This window comes from Corynebacterium sp. LaCa_282, assembly GCF_057198125.1.
In genome coordinates this window covers 2,275,461-2,296,357 of sequence record NZ_CP191095.1, presented here as the reverse complement: position 1 = coordinate 2,296,357, position 20,897 = coordinate 2,275,461, and the positions used below count along the sequence as shown (strand labels likewise).

Sequence of the window (20,897 nt, the reverse complement as noted above, 5' to 3'; positions counted from 1 at the left end):
CGCGGCATCGGCAGTAAGTCCGGTGTCGCGCTTCTTTTTTGTGGTAGTGCGCCACTCGTGACGCAGACGGTGGGTGGGAGGTAGTCCTTTCGGTTGATTTTTCTTCCCAGTCTTGTAATTAAGGGTTGCCTAACCTTAAATTGAATCTAGAACTTAGGTAAGCGTTACTTTGGAGGAAGTCAGTGACTGTTACTCTCAATAAGCCATTGTCTGCAGCGCTGCGCGAGGCAACTGCGCACGCTCACGAAAATGCAGAAGGCTCTGCGTTTATGCAGCGCCTCATGTCGGGACAGTTGAGCAGGGCGGCTGCAGCCGACCTGACCGGCCAGTTGTGGTTTGTCTATGAGTCGTTGGAGCGTGCCGTCCGCAGCGTGGCGCACACTCCGATCGGCAGCGCGGTGGCCGATCCACGTCTCGAACGGCGCTACGCACTGGAGGCGGACTTGGCGGCTCTGGTTGGTGGTGATTGGCGTGAAATGATCCGAATCTTGCCAGCTACTGCCGCCTATGTTGCGCGTTTGGAGGAGGTGTCCGGAAGCGCGGTAGAGGTCGTGGCCCATCACTATGTCCGTTACCTCGGGGATGTCTCCGGGGGGCAGGTCATTGCTGCGCGCTTAGGTGCACTCTATGACATTGAATCGGATGCGCTGAACTTCTATGACTTCACTGCCATTGGCAAGATTCCTCCGTATCGCAAGGGGTATCGCCAGCGTCTAGATAACCTTTCGCTGACTGCAGGGGAACGAGAGGTCTTGTTGTCTGAGGCACAGCGCGCGTTCGCTTTCAATTCGGGAGTTTTCGCAGAACTAGATGAGCGTCACTGATTTACTTTTTCTAATCAACTAACTAAAGTAAGCCTTGCCTAATATTGATAGGCAAGGCTTCACCAATGCTCTCAAGAGGAGAATCTCATGAAAACAACATCTGTTATTGCGGCCGGTGCGGTTGCACTCGGCACCTTTACGGTCCCTATGGCCACCGCGGCCGAGGCTCCGGCTGATGGTTCCACCGAGATCGCCGCTGTGGAATCCGGCCAACTGAATTGGCCGATCAAAGAATCTTTCATTCATCACTTGGGTACCCCGTTTGCTAAAGGTGTCATTACCCCGGCTGAAGGCGCAGAAAAGGTGGGCAAGGATTTCACCTTCCCCGTCGATGTAGCCGAGACCACCCTAGACGCCGATGGCAACGGAACAATTGGTACCAAGGGGTCTGTGCACCTTCAGGGCTATCCAGGGCTGGGGCCTAACGGTTCCTACGGTATGGACTTGATGTTTTCGGATATTAAGGTGGAAGTGAAAGGTCAAGATGCCACCATTACCGCGGACTATAAGCTTACCGGTGCTTCCGGCCCATTTAAGGACCAGCCTGTCGACCAATCCGGGGATGATGCTGCTATCTCTACCTTCAAGCTCTCCGAGCCTTTGGTGCCAGAGACCGGCAAGAGCTACGCCACAACCGATGCCCCGACCTCATTTACCCAGACTGGCTCTGACATCTTCTTGGGCAAGTACCCGGTGGGGCAGCCAGTAGATGATGCCGACACGGATCTCACCGTGGCCTTCGAGGGGGCTTCCGCGAGCGATAAGCCGTCTGGCCAGGTGCCCTCAGAAAACAAGCCCTCCGCAGAAAAACCTGCGACCGATGGTTCTTCCCTAGGAAGCTCTTCCTTCGGCAAGCTGGATGGGGCTATTGCGGCCATTCTCGAACGAGTGAAGAAATTCGGCTCCTTCTTTTCTAACCTCGTTCTTCCCGGCTTGAACCTGGCAAAGTACGTTTAAACAGCGAGCGCTCTCTCGCGGTTGCATCGTCTAAGCCGCTCCGCCGTGGTCGCCCAGTCTAGTCTTTGACTGCACCGGGTGGCCACGGTTCTTTTTGGGGCGGCCGCCTTGGCATCGTCTGTGAATACGGGCTGTATGGCGGCTAAGTAATAGGGAATAAGGGGCACGGCAACTACACTAGGGCGAAGTTAAATCCGTCCGACTACGCGAATGCGAAGGTACATTTCCCGTGGCTAAACTCCTCTACCGGCTCGGGCGCTGGTCTTTCCTTAATAAATGGAAGGTCATCGTCACCTGGGTGGTCCTGCTTGCCGCCGCCGGCGGCGCTACCGCCCTGTTGATGAAACCGATGACGAGCGAGTTCGCTATCAAAGGCACCCCGTCCATCGACGCCACCTACAAGACGATGGACCTCTTCCCGGAAGGCGGCAATCCCGCCAACTCGCCGTCGGTGAACTTGGTCTTCAAGGCCCCGGAAGGCCAAAAGCTCTCGGATCCCGCCAATGAAAAGGCCATCGATGCGGTCATCACCCACCTCGAGGACAACCTGGAGATGGGCGATACCATGCGCTTTGGCAACCCCCTTGAGGTTTCGCCGCGGCTGCAAGACGAGGTTATCCACCAGTTCACGGAGATGGGGCTGCCGGAATCATCCGCGCGTGCCGATGCCGATAACCTCGCCATGGTCAACGAAGACGAGACCATTGCCTATACCACCTTCAACTTCGATGCCGAATCGCCCTATAGCGTGGAGCAGGCCGATAAGGACATCGTGACGGAAGCGATGGATATTGGCAGGCAGCAGGGGCTTACCGTTGAGGCCGGCGGCGCCGGGTTTGGCGATGAGATTCGGGTCAATTCCACCTCCGAGGTCATCGGTCTGGGCGTGGCCTTCCTCGTGCTCATCTTTACCTTCGGTTCCCTGGTCGCCTCCGGAATGCCGTTGATTTCGGCCGTCATCGGGGTTGGCCTGGGCGCATGCGGCATGATGATTACCACGCACTGGATCGAGCTCAACAACATGACGCCGGTGCTGGCCATCATGATTGGCCTGGCGGTGGGCATCGACTATGCGCTGTTTATCCTGTCCCGCTACCGCGCCGAGCGGGCCCGCATGTCCGCCCCAGAGGCCGCCGGTATGGCGGCAGGAACGGCGGGCTCTTCCGTGGTCTTCGCCGGCACCACCGTCTTTACCGCGCTTTTTGCCCTGCTCATTGCGCGCATCGAATTCCTCACCGCCATGGGGCTTTCCGCCGCGGCCACCGTGGCCATCGCCGTCCTCGTCTCCCTCACGCTCATCCCCGCGATGCTCGGACTTTTGGGGGACAAGGCATTTGCCGGCCGCATCCCCGGCGTGGCCGGCAATTCTTCCCGCAAGGGCAAGGTGCGCCGCGGCCCGACCATGGGCAATCGCTGGGTACGGCTGGTACAAAAGGTGCCCGGCTTGGCGATGGCCCTCGTCGTCCTCTCCCTCGGCGCCATGACCGCCCCCGTGCTTCACATGGATTTGGCGCTGCCTGCCGATACCACCTCGAATCCCGATACCACCCAGCGCAAGGCCGCCGACCTGCTGGCCGAGGGCTTCGGACCCGGCATCAACGGGCCGTTCCTCGCGGTTGTCGATGCCCACACCATCAACGCCGATTCCGCCGCGCTCGCCCCATTGGTGGCAGCCCAGGGCGGACAGGACGAACCCGAGGAAAACGCCGGCGAGGGCGCCAGTGAGGCACCCGCCGAAGGCCCTGCCGAGCACCCGGCCGACCATGCGCCTGACAACGCGCCTGAGCCCGCGCCGAACGAGGCGCCCGACCAGCCAGCCGAGCACCCGGCAGAACACCCCGCGGATCAGCCAGCAGATCAACCCGGCGAACAGCCAGCGGAGCCGGAAATCGCCCCCGTCGCAGAGGTCGAGGACAAGGAAGCAGCTGCTGCGCCGAAGAGCGCCGAAGATAAGGCGGCGCTCGCGTCCTTTCTCTACACCGCGGATCAATTAAAGACGCTCGGCGGGGTAAAGCACGCGCAAATCGTTTCGCTCAGCGATGACCAGCGCGCGGCACAAATCATGGTGACCCCGGAGACCTCGCCGACGGAAGCGGCAACCATTGATGTCGCGCACGCCCTGCGCTCTGCCACGAAGCAAATCGAAGGCACCACCGGCACCGAAGTCGGCCTGACGGGTCTGACCGCCGTGCAGCTGGACATCACCGAGCGCCTGCGCGATGCGATGGCGCCGTACCTCAGCATCGTCGTGGGACTTGCGATCGTGCTGCTGCTCGTCGTCTTCCGCTCCCTCCTGGTGCCGCTGGTGGCGGGCTTGGGCTTCCTGCTTTCGGTTGGCGGCGCGTTCGGCCTGACGGTGCTGGTATGGCAAGACGGCCTGTGGGGCCTCGTCCCGGGCCCTGGCCCGCTGCTATCGTTCATGCCGATCTTCCTCATCGGCGTGACCTTCGGCTTGGCCATGGACTACCAGGTCTTCCTGGTCACCCGCATGCGCGAGCACATCGCGCGGCACCCGAAGGGCACGTCGGGGCCCTATAATGCCGTCGACGAGGCCACCATCACCGGCTTTACCCAGGGCGCGCGCGTGGTGACGGCCGCGGCCATCATCATGATTTCGGTCTTCGTGGCCTTTATTAATCAGCCGCTGCCGTTCATCCAGATCTTCGGCTTTGCCTTGGCGGCGGGCGTGCTTTTCGATGCCTTCTTTGTCCGCATGACCCTCGTCCCGGCCTCCATGTTCCTCATGGGCCGCGCTACGTGGTGGATGCCCAAGTGGCTGGATAAGATCCTGCCCACCGTAGACATCGAGGGCACCGCGCTTGAGGAAGAATGGGAAGCACAACACGGCCAGAAGGCCAGGGAAGAAGAGGAAGAAAAGGAATGAAGGACTTAAGTTTCGACATCGATAAGCGCCTGCCCGAAGGCCCCGGCAAGCATGGCCGCAGCGGCGTCATCCACACCCCGCACGGCGATATCGCCACCCCGGCGTTTATCCCAGTGGCGACCAAGGCCACGGTGAAGACGTTGACGCCGGAGCAGATTCGCGCCACCGGAACGCAGGCCATTTTGTCCAATGCCTATCACCTCTACCTGCAGCCGGGCCACGACATCGTGGACGAGGCCGGCGGCGTGGCGAAATTTGAGAACTGGCACGGGCCGACGTACACGGATTCCGGCGGATTCCAGGTGATGTCTTTGGGCGTGGGCTTTAAAAAGGTCATCGCCATGGACCTTGCAGATCTCACCGAAAAGGATATTCGCGCCGCGAAAAGGGAGCGCATGGCCAAGGTGGATGAGGAAGGCGTGGATTTCCGCTCGATTATCGATGGCTCCAAGCACCGCTTTACGCCCGAAAAGTCCATGCAGATTCAGCACGGGCTGGGCGCGGATATCATGTTCGCCTTCGACGAGCTGACCACGCTCATTGATTCGCGCACCTACCAGGAGGAATCCGTCGCCCGCACGCACCGGTGGGCGCAGCGGTGCCTGGAGGAACACGATCGGCTCACCCGCGAGCGCTACCACCGCCCAAAGCAATCGCTGTGGGGCGTGGTGCAGGGAGCGCAATACGAGGACCTGCGCCGCCAGGCCACCCGCGGGCTCTTGGATTTGGATCGCGCCGCGCGAGAGAAGGGCCGGCGCGGATTCGGTGGCTTTGGCATCGGCGGTGCGCTGGAAAAGCAGAACCTCGGCACCATCGTGGGCTGGGTGTGCGATGAACTACCGGACGATAAACCGCGCCACCTGCTCGGCATCTCCGAACCGGATGACATCTTTACCGCGGTCGAAGCCGGCGCCGATACCTTCGATTGCGTCGCGCCGACCCGCCTGGCTCGCCGCGGTGGCGTCTACACGCTTGATGGCCGCCTTAACCTCACCAATGCGCGGTTCAAGCGGGATTTCAAGGGCATCGACGAGGAATTCGGCGGCTACGTGACGGAGAACTACTCGCGCGCCTACCTGCACCACCTGCTCAAGGCGAAGGAATTTTTGGCCGGTACGTTGTGCACCATCCACAACGTGGAATTCATGGTGCGGTTAGTAGATAATATCCGCGCAGCGATCAACGGCGGCTACTACGAGGACTACCGCGATGAGTTCCTAGGCCGCTACTACGCGGCGTCGAAGGCGCGGTAATCCTCGCGCTTTTTCACCAGCTTGATAACCGTGGAGGTAATGGGCAAGAGGACGACCTCAATCAGCGTCTTCCACACAAAGCCCACCACCACGTAGTTGATGAACCCGCTCGTGGTGTCGATGCCGATGACGGGCGCGGCGATGGCGCAAAACAGCAAGGTATCGCCAAACTCGCCCACCACGGTGGAGGCGATCAACCGGGAGAAAAGGCCCTTTTCGCCGGTGCGCTTCTTCATCGCGGTCAGCGTCCACGCGTTGAGCAGCTGGCCCACCAGATAGCCGGCCAGGGAAGCCAAAACGATGCGCGGCACTAGGCCCAGCGTGGCGGCGAAGGCCTCCTGCCCCTCATAGAAATCCGCTGCGGGCAGCCAGATGGCGATGTAGAAACACACGACGGCGAGCAGGGCCATCGCAAAGCCGATGTAGATGGCGCGCCGGGTGGACTTGAAGCCGTAGCACTCGGATAAAACGTCGCCGACGATATAGGCCAGCGGGAAGAGGAAGAAGGCGCCATCGGTCACGAGCGGCCCAAGCTGGACGCCCTTGGTGGCGTTGATATTAGAAATCAAAAACGTCACGACGAAAATGGTGACGAGCCAGGGATAGAGAGTGGAATGAACGGGGATAAAGCGCACTTGAGAGGAGGGGGATTTTTCCATGCCCACCATTGTGCCAAACCGTATGCTGGGAATATGAATTCCGCGACCACCGGGGCGGGCCGCTATGCCCCGAGCCCTTCTGGCGATCTCCACTTTGGCAACCTGCGCACGGCGCTTCTGGCGTGGCTCTACGCGCGGTCGACGGGGCGCAGGTTTGTGGTGCGGGTGGAGGACATCGATAAGCAGCGCTCCTCCCGCGCGGCGGCCGAGCGACAGCTCGCGGACCTTGCGGCCTTGGGGCTGGAGTGGGACGGCGAGGTCATCTACCAGCAGGATCGCGATGCCGCCTACGCCGCGGCGCTCCAGAAGCTGCCGGTCTACGAGTGCTACTGCTCGCGCAAGGATATCCGCGAAGCCTCCCGCGCTCCGCACGCCATTCCGGGCCAGTACCCGGGCACCTGCCGTGCGCTTTCCGATGCCCAACGTGCCACCAAACGCGCCCAGCTCGCCGCCGATAACCGCCAGCCGGCGCTGCGCCTGCGCGCCGATGTCTCCAGCTTCACCATCCACGACGCCCTGCACGGCGATTTCACCGGCGAAGTTGATGATTTCATCCTGCGCCGCGGCGGGCAGGACGGCGGCTGGGCCTATAACCTGGCGGTGGTTGTGGATGATGCCTACCATGGCATCGACCAGGTGGTCCGCGGCGACGATCTCTTATCCTCCGCCCCGCGCCAGGCTTATCTTGCTTCCTTATTGGGGATTGCACCGCCGACCTACGTGCACGTGCCGCTGGTTCTGAATGCTGCGGGCAAGCGCCTGGCTAAGCGCGATGGCGCGGTGACGATGCGGGAGATGGGGGAGATGGGGGAGCCGAGGGGCATCGTCAAGCAGCTGGCGCAGTCTTTGGGCTATGAGGCGGAGACCGCCGCCGAGCTCCTCGCGCAATTCCGGCCGGAGGAATTGAGCCGCGAGCCGTATATTTGGCGTCCGTAATATTATCGAGCCCATGGAAGTTTTATTGGTTCTCATCGGGCTCATGCTGCTGACCGTCTTCGTCGTTGCGATCGGCGATAGGATCGGGCTGCCCTGGCCCGCGCTGCTGACGATTATTACCGCCTGCGCCGTTTTCGTGCCGGGGCTGCCGCAATTCGACATCCCCACCGAGCTCATCCTTCCCATCTTCTTGCCGCCGCTGCTGTGGGCGCTCGCGCGGCGCACGTCCTGGGGCGTGATTCGCGGGCAGTGGGTGACCATCCTGAGCCTGTCCGTGCTGCTTGTCGTCGCCACCACCCTGGCCGTGGGCGCGACCGCCTACGCATTCCTGCCGGGGATTAGCATCGCCGCCGCCATCCTCATCGGCGCGGCCATCGCCCCGCCGGACCCCGTGGCCGTGGACGCGGTGGCCGAGCCCGCCGGCATCCCGCGCCGCATCATCACCACCCTGCAAACGGAGGGGCTGTTTAACGATGCCGCCTCCATCGTAGCCTTCCACCTTGCGCTCGCCGCCGTGACCCAGGGCGGGGATATTTCTTTTGGCAGCGGCGTGCTGAGCTTCCTTTATTCGTCCGTCGTCGCGCTTGCCATTGGCTGGCTCATTGGGCGGCTGACGGCGCTGTTTATTACCCACGTCCACGATGTGGTCGCGCGCAACGCCCTGACCTGGGTGGTTCCATTCGCCACCTTCCTCGTGGCCGAAGAGCTGGAGGCTTCTGGCGTTATCGCCGTGGTCATCGCCGCCGTCGAGCTCAACTCGCGCGCCGATATCCAAGCCGAGGACCGGCTTTCCGGCCAGTCTTTCTGGGAGACCATGGAGCTGCTATTTACTGGCGTCGCCTTCGGGCTTATCGGGTTGACGGTTAATACGGCCATCGCGGAGGTGGGCTCGGATTTGTGGCACTCCGTCATGGTCGGCGTGATCCTTTCGCTGGTGGCCTTCGTGGTGCGTTTCGTGTGGATGTTCTTCTACTACCGCCTCAACGTCTCGCGCGGGCGCCCGCACGTTGCCCCGCTGCGGATGCAGGAGGTGCTGCTGATGACCTGGTCCGGCATGCGCGGCCTGGTGACCTTGGCGCTGGTTTTGTCCATTCCCACCGGCGTCTTCGCCTTCCACCACGAGCTGGCCGTTATCGCCCTGACCGTCCTGCTGGTCACCATGGTGCTGCCCGGCCTGCTGCTGCCGTGGTTGATGAGGCAGCTCGATCTCACCGAGGCCTCGCAGGCCGCCAACGATAAGATGCGCGCCGCGGTGGTCTCGCGGGCGCGCGCCGCCAGCATCGATGCGCTATCGCAATTCCGCCCCGAAGACGATGCCACCGGCGAGGCCGAAACGGTCGATCCGGAAATTTCCGCCAACGTCATCCAGTGGTTCGAGGACCGCCTGGGCGATGGCGAAAACCCCGCCGAGAATAACGACGAGCGCAAGCAGCGCGCCGAGGAGGCCCGCCGCGTCGCGCTGGAGGCCCGCCGCACCGCGCTCAACGCCGCCCAGAGCGAGCTCCTAGCCCTGCGCAAGGATCGGGCCTTCAATCCGGCCATCGTGGATGAGATACTGGAAGAGATCGACCGCATGGTCATCGGCACCAATCACCGGGAGATTTAGCTCATGGACCCACAACACTATGCCGAGCTCGAGGACGCGATGGACTACCTCTACGATTTCCTCGACGCGGACTTGGCGGACCGCGTGCGCGCCGAGCGCGAGTTCGTTCCGGCGGGCCTAGAAAGCTTGCTTGCCGATGACTCCCTCGACGACTACGTCTGGCTCTGGATCAAGGATTCCGGGCCGAATGGCTTCCGGCAGTACCTGCGCGATGGCGGTTATTCCGAGGCCGAGGTGCGCCAGACCTTTGCCTGGGCGCGCAGCGAGTGGGGCATGAATACCCCACCGCATATCGCGTGGCTCAAAGAGGACGGCTACGAGCCACCGCGCATCGACTAGGCGAGGCGGTACGGCCCCGCCTTGCGCACCGCCGCATCGATGACCTCTGGGTCCACCGTGACGGACTCAGCGTGCTTGATGACGACATCCGCGGTGGCCTCCCCGGTCATCTCGAAAGTGGCTTGACCCATTCCCGTATCGGCAAAGATGCCGTAGAGCTTTTGCAGGCACTTGCGCACGTCGTTGTCGTTGCGGACGCCTTCGATGGCGATGCGGGTTTCGGTGACGGAAGATTTATCAGTCATAGAAACAGATTCTAATCCTTCGATGCTAGATGCGGCCGTTGAAGGCCTGGAGCGCGGAATCCTCGCGGGTGCCGCCGCGGCCATCGCCGTAGTCGGCGTAATCACCAATCCAGGCAATCCGCGATACCCACTTCACGGCCTTATACCCGTGGTTCGACTCCACGCGGGCGCGCACTGGGGCGCCCAAGTGCAGATCGATGTCCTGGTCATTGCGCGAAATAGCCAAAATGGACTGATCCTCCATCGCCGTTTCGACATCGAAGGCCGCGTAGAAAGGCTCGCGCGGGCGGTTATCGTACATCTTCTGCGCCAAACCATAGGACTCGATAAGCACGTAGTTGGCGCCTTCGGGGCGGGGGCAGAGTAGCTCGAGGACATCGACAAGCTTGGGACCTCCCCATTTCGAGGTCGCCGACCACCCCTGCATACAGGTATGCGTGGCGATGTAGGACGTCTGAGGTAGCTCCCGCAATTCTTCGAGGGTGACGGTCTTTTCAGTGCCGTTGACATCATCAGCCACGGTAATGGCGTAGTTCTGCCACCCATTGCGCTTGTACTCAGTCCACTCCGGGGACTCCTTTTCCGTTGGCGGCAGGCCGTTGGTCCAGTGGAAGGAGGAAATGGGCAGCGGCGAGTCCTTGGTTTCCTTGGGCTTGCGCGGGTGGAAGTGGTTCAGCGAAAGCTTGCGGCCAATTTCGGTGAACGAGACCAAGAAGTTATGTGCCCGGGCGCGGTCCGCCAAGGTCCAATAGGACAGGGCAATCCAGAAGATGATGACCGCCACGATGGTGATGACGACGGTGGTAAAGGCCTGCATGTAGCGCTCGGTGGAGACGTCGCCGAAGACGATGTGGACCATGTTGTGCTCGCGGTGCACGAAGAAGACCAGCACCACGTGGACCAGGATGAACGCGGACATTAAGACCATGCCGATAAAGTGCAGCGACCGCGCGCCCTGGTGCCCGCCCAACATCTTCACGAACCACGGGAAGCGCACGCGGATGGCCGGCGACATGCCCAGACCGGTCACCATCATGAAGGGCGCGACGATGAAGATGACGAAGGCGTAGGCAAGCTGCTGGAGGGCATCGTAGGGCGTGAAGTGCTCGATGCCGGGGGCGCTGAGGCTGATATAGACCTTGAAGGTATCCCAGGCCTCCGGGATGATGTCCCAGGACGTGGGGATGAGGCGCTGCCACAAGCCAGTGGCAAAGAGCAGCACGACATACACCAGGCCATTGAGGACCCACAGCATGACCGAAAGGCCGTGCCAGTGGCGGCCCAGGCCCACGTTTTCGCGGCCCGGCAGCGTCACGACCGGTGACCACGAAAGCTCGTCCATCAAAGAGGTATATACGCCCTCTTCCTTCGGCAGCTTGCGCTTGGTAAAACGCAGCCATTCGGTGCCAGGGGCGCAGTCATTGCGCCACCACAGGCGCGGCATGGAAGAAAGCATTTCCAGCCCGGAGCGCAAGAGCATGCCGATGAGTACAAAGTTGATGAGGTGTGTCGCGCGAAGCCACAAAGGAAAATCGGGGTTTTCGCCGAGAGCCAAGACATAGTCCATGGGGGAGAGCGTCCTAGTGAGATAGTTTATGGGGAAAGGAACTATCTCTATTTTGACGGGTTTTCACGGATTAAACAAGCAGGCTGTAGATATGCGGAAATCCCGACCCTTTCGAGCCGGGATTTCCAGTGGCGGAGGATGTGGGATTTGAACCCACGAGGGGCGTGAACCCCGCACGCGTTCCAGGCGTGTGACATAGGCCGCTAGTCGAATCCTCCGAGAAGAAACATTAGCAGCCGTGGCAATTAGAATGCCAATCGCCTGGTCAGTGCCGATTTTTGGGCAATTATTGGGTTTCGGTAGGGCAGGACCCGGCGCTCACCGAACTGCTGCCGCTTGCCGATGCCCCCACAGCCTTCCGCCTCGCCCCAAGCGATGTCGGGCGGCGGTGTATTTGGCTTATGCGGGCCGTGGGCGTTAAGGTAAAGACAGGATTCCGCGTGGCGTCCATCCTCTGAACTCCCCCAGGGCAGGAATGCAGCAAGGGTCAGGAGGCTCTGACGGGTGCGCGGGGTCCCTTTTTTGTGCAGGGTGCGTTAGTATTGGTGGCTAAACGTCGCACCACACTACGGAAGGTAAGACATAACTAATGTCGCTTCTCACTCTGGAATCGTCCGCTTTGGCAGAACTTGCCACTAAAGTCCGCGAAGAATATGCGGACCTAAAAGCAAAGGGCCTCAAGCTGGATTTGACCCGTGGCAAGCCATCGAAGGCGCAGCTCGATCTCTCCAACGCGCTGTTATCGCTGCCGGGTGAGGGAAACTACACCGATTCTGAAGGCGCTGACCTGCGCAACTACGGCAACCTGAAGGGCGTTAAGAAGCTGCGCGAGCTGTGGGGCGAGTTAATCAATATTGACCCAGAGCTCTTGCTGGCCGGCGATAGCTCCTCGCTCAACATCATGTTCGACCTCATTTCTTGGTCCTATATCTTCGGCACCAATGATTCGCCGCACCCGTGGAGCGAGGAAGAAACCGTCAAGTGGATCTGCCCGGTTCCCGGCTATGACCGGCACTTTGCCATCACGGAGCTCTTCGGCTTCGAGTTGGTGACGGTGCCGATGGAAGACGACGGCCCGGATGTCGAGGCCATCGCTAAGCTCGCCCAAGACCCACAGGTTAAGGGCATGTGGCTCATCCCCATGTTCTCCAACCCCACCGGCGTACTCATCTCGGAGGACAAGACCCGCCGCCTGGCGGAAATGGACACCGCGGCGCCCGACTTCCGCATTGTGTGGGATAACGCCTATGCAGTACACACGCTGACAGACGAGTTTCCGGAAGTCTTGCCGGTGCTGGACATCGCCAAGCAGGGCGGGCATCCCAACCGCTTCTGGGCCATGTCCTCGAGCTCCAAGGTCACCTTCGCGGGCTCCGGCGTGAGCTTCTTCGGCTCCTCGGCAGAGAACCTCGACTGGTACCTGGAGCACGCGGGCATCCGCGGCATTGGGCCGAATAAGATTAACCAGTTCGCCCACGCCGAGTTCTTCGGCTCCGCGGACGGCGTGCGCGAGCTGATGCGCCGCCACGCCGAGCTGCTGGCGCCGAAGTTTGCCGCCGCGCGCCGCATCCTGGATGAGCGCCTGGGCGAGTACGGCGTGGCGGAATGGACCGACCCAGCGGGCGGCTACTTCATCTCCATGGACGTCGTCGACGGCACCGCCACCCGCGTGTGGGAACTGGCCAAGGACGCCGGCATCGTGCTCACCAAGGCGGGCGCGGCCTACCCGCACGGACGCGATGAGAATGACCGCAATATCCGCCTTGCGGTGTCGCTGCCGCCGCAGGAGGAAATCGAGGAAGCCATCGACGGCGTTGCCACCTGCGTGCTCCTGGCGGCCATCGAAAAGGCGGAGGGCTAAAATCAACGCCGACGAAGCCGCCGTGTGGCTCAGCGAGGTCATCCCGGCTCCCCTGGAGTTCCGGTACGTCGACGGGCGCAGGCTGGGTTTAGCCACGCTTGCCGATGCCCAATCCCTCGCCCTCACCACCACCTTCAACGACGTCGATACCGGCCTGCGCAGCGATGCCGAAGGCCTAGATGTGCGCTGCGAACTCGTCACTGTAGCGCGCGTGGGCCAGCCCGAAGTCGCCGCCGCCGTGGGGGCCGCGGCCGCGAAGCTGGAGAAGGCGGGCGGCCTCTTGCCCGCGCAACCCGGCGTCTTGCTGCCGTCGCTTCTTGATCTCCCCGGCGAGCCGTCCGTGCACCACGGGCTGCTCATCGCCCCGTACCTCTGGGGCGGGCAGACGCCGCAATACCGCGAGGATGACCGCCTGACGCTCGTGCTGCAGCTGGTCATGCTGACGGATGCGGAATATGCGTTTGGGGTGGAAGAGGGCGTCGGCAAGCTGCAAGAGGCCGTGGCCGAGCAGGGCATTGACCTGCTGGACTGGTCGCGCGAGGGTTAGCCGGTAAACTGGCTAACCGTGGCTTTATACCGGAAATACCGTCCAGCAACGTTTGCCGAGGTCGTGGGACAAGAGCAGGTCACCACGCCGCTATCTGCCGCCCTCGACGCGGGGCGCATCAACCACGCCTACCTCTTTTCCGGCCCGCGCGGCTGCGGTAAGACGTCTTCGGCGCGGATTATGGCCCGCTCGCTCAACTGCGAGCACGGGCCCACCTCGACGCCGTGCGGCAAGTGCGATTCGTGCGTGTCGCTCGCGCCCGGCGGCCCGGGCAACCTGGACGTGACGGAGCTCGACGCCGCCTCGCACAATGGCGTGGAGGACATGCGCGAGCTGCGCGACCGCGCCTACTATGCGCCGGCGGAATCGCGCTACCGCATCTTCATCATCGACGAGGCGCACATGATTTCCCCGTCCGGTGCCAATGCGTTGCTCAAGGTGGTTGAAGAGCCGCCGGAGCACGTGATTTTCATCTTTGCGACGACGGAGCCGGAAAAGATCATCGGCACCATTCGCTCCCGGACGCACCACTATCCCTTCCGCTTGCTTACCCCGCCCGCGATGAAGGGGCTGCTGCAAAGGACCGTCGCCTCTGAGGGCGTGCAGGTCGAAGACGCCGTCTATCCCATGGTCATCGAGGCCGGCGGTGGCTCCCCGCGCGATACCTTGTCGCTGTTGGACCAGCTTTTGGCCGGTGCGGGCCCCGATGGCTTGACCTATGACCTCGCGCGCCCGCTGCTGGGGGTTACGGACGTCACGCTTCTCGATGACACCATCGCTACCCTCGCCGAAAACGACAAGGCCGGCCTCTTCGCGCAGATCGACAACGTCATCGAGGCCGGCCACGACCCACGCCGCTTTGCGGTGGATCTGCTCGACCGCTTGCGCGACCTGATGATCCTGCAGGCAGTGCCGGGCGCCATCGATGCCGGCCTGGTTTCCGCGCCTACCGACCGCGCCGAGGTGCTCACCGCCCAAGCGCAGCGTTTTTCCGGCCCGCAGTTGACTTATCTTGCCTCCACCGTCAATGACCGCATCAGCGATCTGACCGGGGCCACCTCGCCGCGTCTGCTGCTCGAAATCATGTGCGCACACCTGCTCATCGGTACCTCGTCCGGCGCGGCGCCGGGTGCAGCTCTGGGCGCCGCGAGCCAGCCAGGCCAATTGCCTCAGGCCGCCCAACCCAGCGGCGCCCCGCAATCCGCACAGGCAAGCCAGCCCAACCAGGCCGGCCAAGGGGCACAATCGGCGCAGGCAGCGCAAGCAGGACAGCCAGGACAATCGGGCCAGGCGGCACCCTCTGCGGGAAACGGCCCCGCCTTTTCGGGTGCCCAAGACCCGCAGTCGGCAGCGGCCGCCATCATCGCGCGGCGCCGCGCAAAGTCCCAGGCCCAGCAAAACCAGCCTGCTCCGGGCTCCACCGCACCGGCGGAGCCACAGCAACGACAAAACCAGGCCGCCACGGGCCCTACTGGCTCAGAGGTGCCTGCACAACAATCAAATCAAGCGGCCGCTGGCACCGAGGCACAGTCGGGGCAAGCAACATCACCGTCACCATCGTCTCAACCGGAGGCAACGGCGCAGCAATCGCGTGGCGAGCATGAGGGTCCTGCGCAGTCGGCGCAGGCCACCCCGGCTGAGCAGTCTGCGCAGCCAGCACCGGCGGCGCAACATGAACAGCCAGCGCAAACGGAGTCGACAGGGGCTGAGAATCAGGGACGATCTGAGTTGTCCCAAGAACAACCGAGCGCGGAGCATGCGCAATCGGCGCAGGCTGATTGGGCTGGGCGGCCTGAGCAGCAGTCCACGGATTCGCAGTCTAGCGATGTGCCTGAAAAGGACGCTTCGCCTGCTGGAGCAGGCGACGACGTAAAAACTGACGATGGCGCGGATCCATGGGGTCAGGCGCGTCAGGTTCCGCAGAATGCGTCAGCCCGCGGCAACGGCCAGGCGGAGCCGCTGGAGAAGCCGGTGCCGGCGGCGACAGCGCAGTCGGAGAGGCAGAGCCAGACCCAGGCAGCGCAGGCGCCAGCGCAGCCGGAGGGGCAGCAACAAGACCATGGAGAACAACAGCAGGCGCAGGGGGCATCGGCAAGCGGCGATGACGGTGACTTCGTGGATGCGGTGAAGAGGAAATGGGTGGAGCTGAGGGGGAGCGTCGGCAAGCGTAATAAGGTTGCTGAAATCATGCTTGCCGAAGCCCGCGTGCTCGGGTTCCGCGATAATACGCTGACGTTGGGGCATACCACCGGTGCGCTGGCAGAACGCATCAATGCGCCGGCGAATAATTCCGTCATCGTGGACGTGCTGCGGGAGGAATTCCAGCGTGATATTGAGGTCAATTGCGTAGTGGGCACGGACCCGAAGACCGCCGGTTTCGATGCGCCGCAGGCCCCGCAAGCTAAACCCGAATGGAACCCCAACGCGCCCGAGCGGGAGCCCAGCGACGATAAGGAGGCGGAGAGTAAGCCTGGTTGGCGCTCGCGCATCGCCAAGGCAAGCGAGGTGGCGAAGCAGCGCGATGAGGAATTCGCGCGCACGCCGCAATTTAGCAACGGGGTGCCGCTGCCGCCTGAGCCGGAGGGCCCCGCGGACGAGCCGCCGCCGGAAGAACCGCCGGCCTATACCCGCGATGACGAAGAACGCGACATGGTCGAAGCCGCGCAGTCCGCAGGCGAAATGGACCACCGCAGCGCCACCGAGGTGGCGATGGAGCTCGTGGAAAAGGAACTAGGTGCTCGCCGTGTCTAGGACTGTGGCACGGTAGACTCGGGCGGTAGCAAAGCTATTGAGAAAGGACGAAAGCTATGGCTGAACAAGATTCCACCCCACAACCCAACGACATGAATGACCTCATCGCGCAGGCCGCGCAGGTGCAGGCCGAGCTGCAGAAGGCGCAGGAAGAAATCCTGGCCACCAACGTTGAGGGCAGCGCGGGCAATGGTCTGGTTAAGGTGACCATGACCGGTGGCGCCGAGCTGGTAGACCTGCAGATTGATAAGTCCGTGGTTGACCCGGAGGACATCGATACGCTGCAGGACCTGGTGATGGGCGCGTTTAAGGATGCCCACGCCGCTGCGGGCAAGCTGGCACAGGAAAAGATTGGTCCCCTCTCGCAGGGCATGGGCGGCCAGGGCGGACCGTCGATGGATGACATGTTCGGCGGCAATTTCTAGCTGGGCGATATTCTAAAAAGGCCGTTGTCCCGATAGTGGGGCCGCGGCCTTGACGTAATTTTGGGAGTTGTGGTGTTTGAAGGACCTCTGCAGGACCTCATTGATGAGTTTTCGCGCCTGCCGGGCATCGGCCCGAAGTCGGCGCAGCGTATCGCGTTTCATGTGTTGCACATGGAACCGGAGGATATCGAGCGCCTGCAAAATGCCTTAGGCGGCGTGCGCGACGGCGTTACTTTCTGCCGCATCTGTTGCAATATTTCGCGCGAGGATGTGTGCCGGATTTGCATCAATTCGCAGCGCGACGCCTCGACCATTTGCGTCGTGGAGGAGCCGAAGGACATCCAGGTTATCGAGCGTACGGGTGAGTACAAGGGGCGCTACCATGTGCTTGGCGGTGCGCTGGACCCGCTGGCTAATGTTGGGCCGAAGGATTTGAATATTTCCACGCTCCTCCAGCGCTTGGGCGGGGTGCTGCCGGATAGGGAATTGGCGGATTCCACGCCAGAGGCCCCGCTTTACGACGACACCCCCACCATCCGCGAAGTCATCCTCGCCACCGACCCAAATACGGAGGGCGAGGCCACCGCGGCGTACCTGGTGCGGTTATTGCGGGACTTTCCCGATTTAAAGATCACCAGATTGGCCTCCGGCATGCCGCTCGGAGGCGATTTGGAGTTCGTGGACGAGCTCACTTTGTCCCGTGCGCTTTCGGGGCGCTTGACCATTTAGGAGTCCGCGGCACGGATCGCGGTGCCGTTCGGGATTAGGCCGGGCTGCTCAGTTTCTTGGGGTTTAGGGCACGTCGGTGGTTGGCCCGCGTGGCGCCCGGCCGGTGAAGACTGGGGGAGGCGCATTCGGCTCAGGCGGCGAAGCCGAATGTGACGGTGCAGCGGAACCCGGCGGGTGGGCTGGTCGGCCCGCGTGGCGCGGATGCGGCGGCAGCCAGGCGATGCGCCCGTTGACGCGCGCCATCCGCCCGCGCCCCGGAAGGCCGTTGATGGAATTGTGGTACGGGCACAAGAGGCACATATTCGCCGGATGGGTGTGGCCACCGCGGGCATATTCGAAGATGTGGTGGGCTTGGCATTCGGCGGCGGGGCGCCTGCAAGAGGGCCAGGCGCAGCGCGCGCCTTCGGCCTCGAGCATGCGGCGCTGCTTGGCGGAGGCGTGGCGGGCGCGGTAGAGGTTGACGGGGCCTTCCTCGGGGTGGATGAGGGTGAAAAGCCCGGCGCCGGCGAGCGTGCGGCGGATAAGGTCGGCGCCGGTGATGGTGGCGCCGTTGGTCATGGCGAGGCGGACTTCGGAGCCCTCGCCGCGCATGATCTTCAGGTAATCCGGCAGCTCGATGATGACATTGGTGGTCACGCTGGCCGGCGCGACGGCGCGGGAACCGGTGAGCCAGGCGAGGGGATCGCCCTTCGCGGTGGCCCAGATATCGGCCATTTCGGCGGCGGGGCCGGTAAAGCTCAGCGTGGTTTTCTCGCCGTGCAGGATGCGGCGCCCGCCGTCTTCGCGCTCGGGCGGCGGGGCGATGTCGCGTAGCAGGCGGGTGGCGGCGCGGGACACTTCGGCGGTGGTCCCGGCGGTGGCGCACAGCGTTTCGCGGAAGCGCCAGCGCTCGGTGGGATTCTTCACCCGCCGGGAGCGGCACGCGATGAGCGCGAGCGTGTCCAGGCTGTGCTGGTTGCGGCGCGCGGCGGCTAGGGCGCGGCGTTGATAGCGCGAGTGGCTGGTGGGAGCGAGGAAAGCCTCGGCGGTGCGGCGCAGCTCGCGCGCTTGGTCCGCAGGCAGGGGCAGGTCAGCGGCAGCGTAGGCCTCTTCAATCAGGTCTACGCCGCGCTTGGCGATGTCCCCCAGCTGCTCCAATAACGTCATACCCCGCAGCCTAGGGTTGGGGACTGGGAGCTACAAGGCGGCCGAGCCCGGCCTGTGGATAACTTGGCTCAAATCGGCCCTTTTGGGTCGTGAGGGCCGAGAATTGGCGAAGTTATCCACAGGTTTAGCGCTGGGAGCGCGGCGGCTCGGCGGCGTTGAAGCGCTCGGTGCGCAGGCGGTCGACCGCGGGGATGTCCAGCGGATCGAGATCCGCGAGCGAGACGCCCATAGCCTGGGCGAGAAGCAGATCGGCGAGCTGCGGGTTGCGGGCCAAGGCGGGGCCGTGCATATAGGTGGCGATGACGCTGCCCTGCACGGCGCCTTCGTAGGTGCGCTGGGTGGAGCCATCGGCAAGATCTTCGGTGGCGGCCCGGTCGGCGTTGCCGTTACCGCGGGTGAGGGTTCCCAGCGGTTGGGCGGACGGGCCGAGGATGGTCGCGCCCAAGTGATTTTCGAAGCCGGTGAGCGGCTCGGTGAGATCTGCGGTCACGCCGGCGCCGGTAGGGGCGGAAGAAACCTCGCCGATGGCGCGGTCTTGCATGCCGGCGGTGGTGGCATCGATAAGCCCGACGCCGTCGATAATGCGTCCGGAGGCGCGGAAGGACTCGCCCAGGACCTGCAAGCCGGCGCAAATGGCCAAGATGGGGCGGCCGGACGTGGCGGCGCGGGTCAGGCCGCCATCGGCAATGAGGTGTTCTGCGGCTAGAATCTGCGCGGTGTCTTCGCCGCCGCCGATGGTATAAATATCCAGCGTCTCGGGCACGGGTTCGCCCAGCCGGATGGGGTGAATCTCGGCGTCGAGGCCGCGCATGCGGGCGCGTTGGCGCAGCACGAGGGTGTTGCCGTCATCGCCGTAGGTGCCGAGGACATCGGGAAGCACTAGGCCGATATTAAGCATTATTAGCCTCCTTGGACAGGGCCTTTTTCAGATCGCGGAAGGCGGTGTAATTGGCAAGGACCTCGATGCGGCCCTCGGGGCAGGCGGCGAGCGCATCCATGGGGTCCGGGATGAGCTCGTGGGTGATATCCGCGTAGACGAGGCGGACGGCAAGGTCGGTGCCGCGCTCGCCGGCGGCCTTGACGCTGAGACCGTTAAAGCCCTCGAATTTTACGTCCCAGAGCCAGGACATGTCGATGCCATCGGCAACCTGCCCGTTGGTGGCGATGACCAGCCCATCGGCGCTGCGGTCCACCATGGACAGGGCCTCTTGCCAGCCGGCGGGGTTCTTGGCCAGCAGCAGGCGAATCTCGCGGCCCTTCCAGTGGATGGTGGAATACCGGCCGGCGACGTCATCGATGCTTTCGGCCGCGGCAATAGCGCGATCCAAGTCCACGCCAAAGCCCTCGACGGCCGCAGCGATGGCTTGCGCGGCGTTACCGCGATTGGCGCGGCCCGGCAGCGCCAGGTTCAGCGGGCGCTTTGCGGTGGGGGTAATGACGCCATGCTTGTCGATGCCCCATGTCGGCTGCGGGCGGCGGAACTCGCGGCCATCGGCAAGCGGCTTTACTGCGTACCAGTCATCCTCGGTGCGCACGACGTGGCCGCCGGTGCGCGGGCAGGTGACGGAATCGCCGAGCCAGCCGGCGCCGGCGGAGACCCAAATGACGTTCTTGGCATCATAGGCCACCGAGGTCATGAGCACGTCATCGCAATTGGCTATGACCAGCATGTCCGGGTGGGCCTCCACGGCGCCGCGGAGGGCGCGTTCGATCTTGTTGATCTCGCCGACACGGTCGAGCTGATCGCGGGTGAGGTTGAGCAGGACGAGCGCCTGCGGGTTGAGGTTATCGGCAACGTGCGGCACGTGCAGCTCGTCGACCTCGAGGACGAGGTGCGAGGCGTCCTTGCCCGCCATGAGCGCGGAGATGATGCCGGCGTCCATGTTATCGCCGCCGTCGTTGGTGGCGACCTGGTGCTCGGCGCGGACCGCGGCGGCGAGCATGCGGGTGGTGGTGGACTTGCCGTTGGTGCCGGTGACCAGCACGGCCGGGCGCCCGCCGCCCAGGTTGGTCATGATGGAGGGATCAATGGCATTGGCGATAAGGCCGCCGATCATTCCGCCGGCGCCCCGGCCGGTGGCGCGGGAAGCGGTGGTGGCCAGCTTCGCGGCGGATGTCGCGGCGGTGGTGCGCAACTTCTTCAAGGCACCCGGGACTGAAAAACTCAT

At 63.3% G+C, this 20,897-nt stretch carries 18 protein-coding genes, 1 tRNA gene and 1 other RNA gene; 13 read left to right on the top strand and 7 right to left on the bottom strand.

Annotation, left to right across the window (positions count from 1 at the left end):
• Positions 1-182 precede the first annotated feature (182 nt).
• From ACP8KU_RS10805 to tgt, 4 genes are all read left to right on the top strand, one after another.
• Positions 183-824, top strand: coding sequence for a biliverdin-producing heme oxygenase (locus ACP8KU_RS10805; protein ID WP_023029967.1), 642 nt, complete (start codon positions 183-185; stop codon positions 822-824).
• Between the two features lie 87 nt (positions 825-911).
• Positions 912-1,781, top strand: coding sequence for an HtaA domain-containing protein (locus ACP8KU_RS10800; RefSeq protein WP_023029968.1), 870 nt, complete (start codon positions 912-914; stop codon positions 1,779-1,781).
• A gap of 229 nt (positions 1,782-2,010) precedes the next feature.
• A complete protein-coding gene (locus ACP8KU_RS10795; protein ID WP_484483739.1) occupies positions 2,011-4,665 on the top strand; it encodes an MMPL family transporter in 2,655 nt (884 codons plus the stop codon).
• The gene (tgt, locus tag ACP8KU_RS10790; RefSeq protein ID WP_023016559.1) at positions 4,662-5,918 is read left to right on the top strand and encodes a tRNA guanosine(34) transglycosylase Tgt; all 1,257 of its coding nucleotides are present in this window, start codon (positions 4,662-4,664) and stop codon (positions 5,916-5,918) included. The genes ACP8KU_RS10795 and tgt overlap by 4 nt, the downstream gene beginning before the upstream one ends.
• Here the strand turns inward: tgt and ACP8KU_RS10785 are convergent.
• Positions 5,894-6,586 carry a queuosine precursor transporter gene (locus ACP8KU_RS10785; protein ID WP_023016560.1) on the bottom strand — a complete coding sequence of 231 codons (693 nt, stop codon included), beginning with the start codon at positions 6,584-6,586 and terminating at the stop codon, positions 5,894-5,896. The genes tgt and ACP8KU_RS10785 overlap by 25 nt on opposite strands.
• Positions 6,587-6,610: 24 nt before the next feature.
• Between ACP8KU_RS10785 and gluQRS the strand changes: the two genes are divergently transcribed.
• Genes gluQRS through ACP8KU_RS10770 form a run of 3 tightly spaced genes read left to right on the top strand, consistent with a single transcriptional unit; the run spans position 6,611 to position 9,458 of the window.
• A complete protein-coding gene (gene gluQRS, locus ACP8KU_RS10780; RefSeq protein WP_484483738.1) occupies positions 6,611-7,513 on the top strand; it encodes a tRNA glutamyl-Q(34) synthetase GluQRS in 903 nt (300 codons plus the stop codon).
• 13 nt (positions 7,514-7,526) lie between these two features.
• Complete coding sequence (locus ACP8KU_RS10775; protein ID WP_484483737.1) at positions 7,527-9,119, top strand: cation:proton antiporter; 1,593 nt, start codon at positions 7,527-7,529, stop codon at positions 9,117-9,119.
• A gap of 3 nt (positions 9,120-9,122) precedes the next feature.
• Positions 9,123-9,458 carry a hypothetical protein gene (locus tag ACP8KU_RS10770; RefSeq protein ID WP_005280789.1) on the top strand — a complete coding sequence of 112 codons (336 nt, stop codon included), beginning with the start codon at positions 9,123-9,125 and terminating at the stop codon, positions 9,456-9,458.
• On the opposite strand, the gene ACP8KU_RS10765 is transcribed toward ACP8KU_RS10770, so the two are convergent.
• The 3 genes from ACP8KU_RS10765 to ACP8KU_RS10755 form a co-directional block, all read right to left on the bottom strand.
• Positions 9,455-9,703, bottom strand: coding sequence for a hypothetical protein (locus ACP8KU_RS10765; protein WP_005280792.1), 249 nt, complete (start codon positions 9,701-9,703; stop codon positions 9,455-9,457). The genes ACP8KU_RS10770 and ACP8KU_RS10765 overlap by 4 nt on opposite strands.
• A gap of 25 nt (positions 9,704-9,728) precedes the next feature.
• On the bottom strand, positions 9,729-11,270 hold the full coding sequence (locus tag ACP8KU_RS10760) for a molybdopterin-dependent oxidoreductase (RefSeq protein WP_484483736.1): 1,542 nt from the start codon (positions 11,268-11,270) through the stop codon (positions 9,729-9,731).
• Positions 11,271-11,399: 129 nt separating this feature from the next.
• A tRNA-Ser gene (locus ACP8KU_RS10755) sits at positions 11,400-11,488 on the bottom strand.
• A 209-nt stretch (positions 11,489-11,697) separates the two neighbouring features.
• Between ACP8KU_RS10755 and ffs the strand changes: the two genes are divergently transcribed.
• The 6 genes from ffs (at position 11,698) to recR (ending at position 17,583) form a co-directional block, all read left to right on the top strand.
• Positions 11,698-11,794: signal recognition particle sRNA small type (ffs, locus tag ACP8KU_RS10750), an RNA gene on the top strand.
• Positions 11,795-11,859: 65 nt separating this feature from the next.
• Positions 11,860-13,131: an aspartate aminotransferase type Ic gene (locus tag ACP8KU_RS10745; protein WP_237799914.1), complete on the top strand. Its 1,272-nt coding sequence runs from the start codon at positions 11,860-11,862 to the stop codon at positions 13,129-13,131.
• A 22-nt stretch (positions 13,132-13,153) separates the two neighbouring features.
• The gene (locus ACP8KU_RS10740) at positions 13,154-13,678 is read left to right on the top strand and encodes a suppressor of fused domain protein (protein ID WP_023016566.1); all 525 of its coding nucleotides are present in this window, start codon (positions 13,154-13,156) and stop codon (positions 13,676-13,678) included.
• Positions 13,679-13,696: 18 nt separating this feature from the next.
• Positions 13,697-16,429 carry a DNA polymerase III subunit gamma and tau gene (locus tag ACP8KU_RS10735; RefSeq protein ID WP_484483735.1) on the top strand — a complete coding sequence of 911 codons (2,733 nt, stop codon included), beginning with the start codon at positions 13,697-13,699 and terminating at the stop codon, positions 16,427-16,429.
• A gap of 56 nt (positions 16,430-16,485) precedes the next feature.
• Positions 16,486-16,854: a YbaB/EbfC family nucleoid-associated protein gene (locus ACP8KU_RS10730; RefSeq protein WP_005276451.1), complete on the top strand. Its 369-nt coding sequence runs from the start codon at positions 16,486-16,488 to the stop codon at positions 16,852-16,854.
• A gap of 72 nt (positions 16,855-16,926) precedes the next feature.
• Positions 16,927-17,583, top strand: coding sequence for a recombination mediator RecR (gene recR, locus ACP8KU_RS10725; RefSeq protein ID WP_484483734.1), 657 nt, complete (start codon positions 16,927-16,929; stop codon positions 17,581-17,583).
• Positions 17,584-17,646: 63 nt separating this feature from the next.
• On the opposite strand, the gene ACP8KU_RS10720 is transcribed toward recR, so the two are convergent.
• From ACP8KU_RS10720 to ACP8KU_RS10710, 3 genes are all read right to left on the bottom strand, one after another.
• Positions 17,647-18,729, bottom strand: a complete 1,083-nt coding sequence (locus tag ACP8KU_RS10720; RefSeq protein WP_484483733.1) for an HNH endonuclease signature motif containing protein — start codon at positions 18,727-18,729, stop codon at positions 17,647-17,649.
• A 124-nt stretch (positions 18,730-18,853) separates the two neighbouring features.
• Positions 18,854-19,627 carry a type 1 glutamine amidotransferase gene (locus tag ACP8KU_RS10715; RefSeq protein WP_023016570.1) on the bottom strand — a complete coding sequence of 258 codons (774 nt, stop codon included), beginning with the start codon at positions 19,625-19,627 and terminating at the stop codon, positions 18,854-18,856.
• The gene (locus ACP8KU_RS10710) at positions 19,620-20,897 is read right to left on the bottom strand and encodes a Mur ligase family protein (RefSeq protein WP_005280819.1); all 1,278 of its coding nucleotides are present in this window, start codon (positions 20,895-20,897) and stop codon (positions 19,620-19,622) included. Before ACP8KU_RS10710 ends, ACP8KU_RS10715 begins: the two co-directional genes overlap by 8 nt.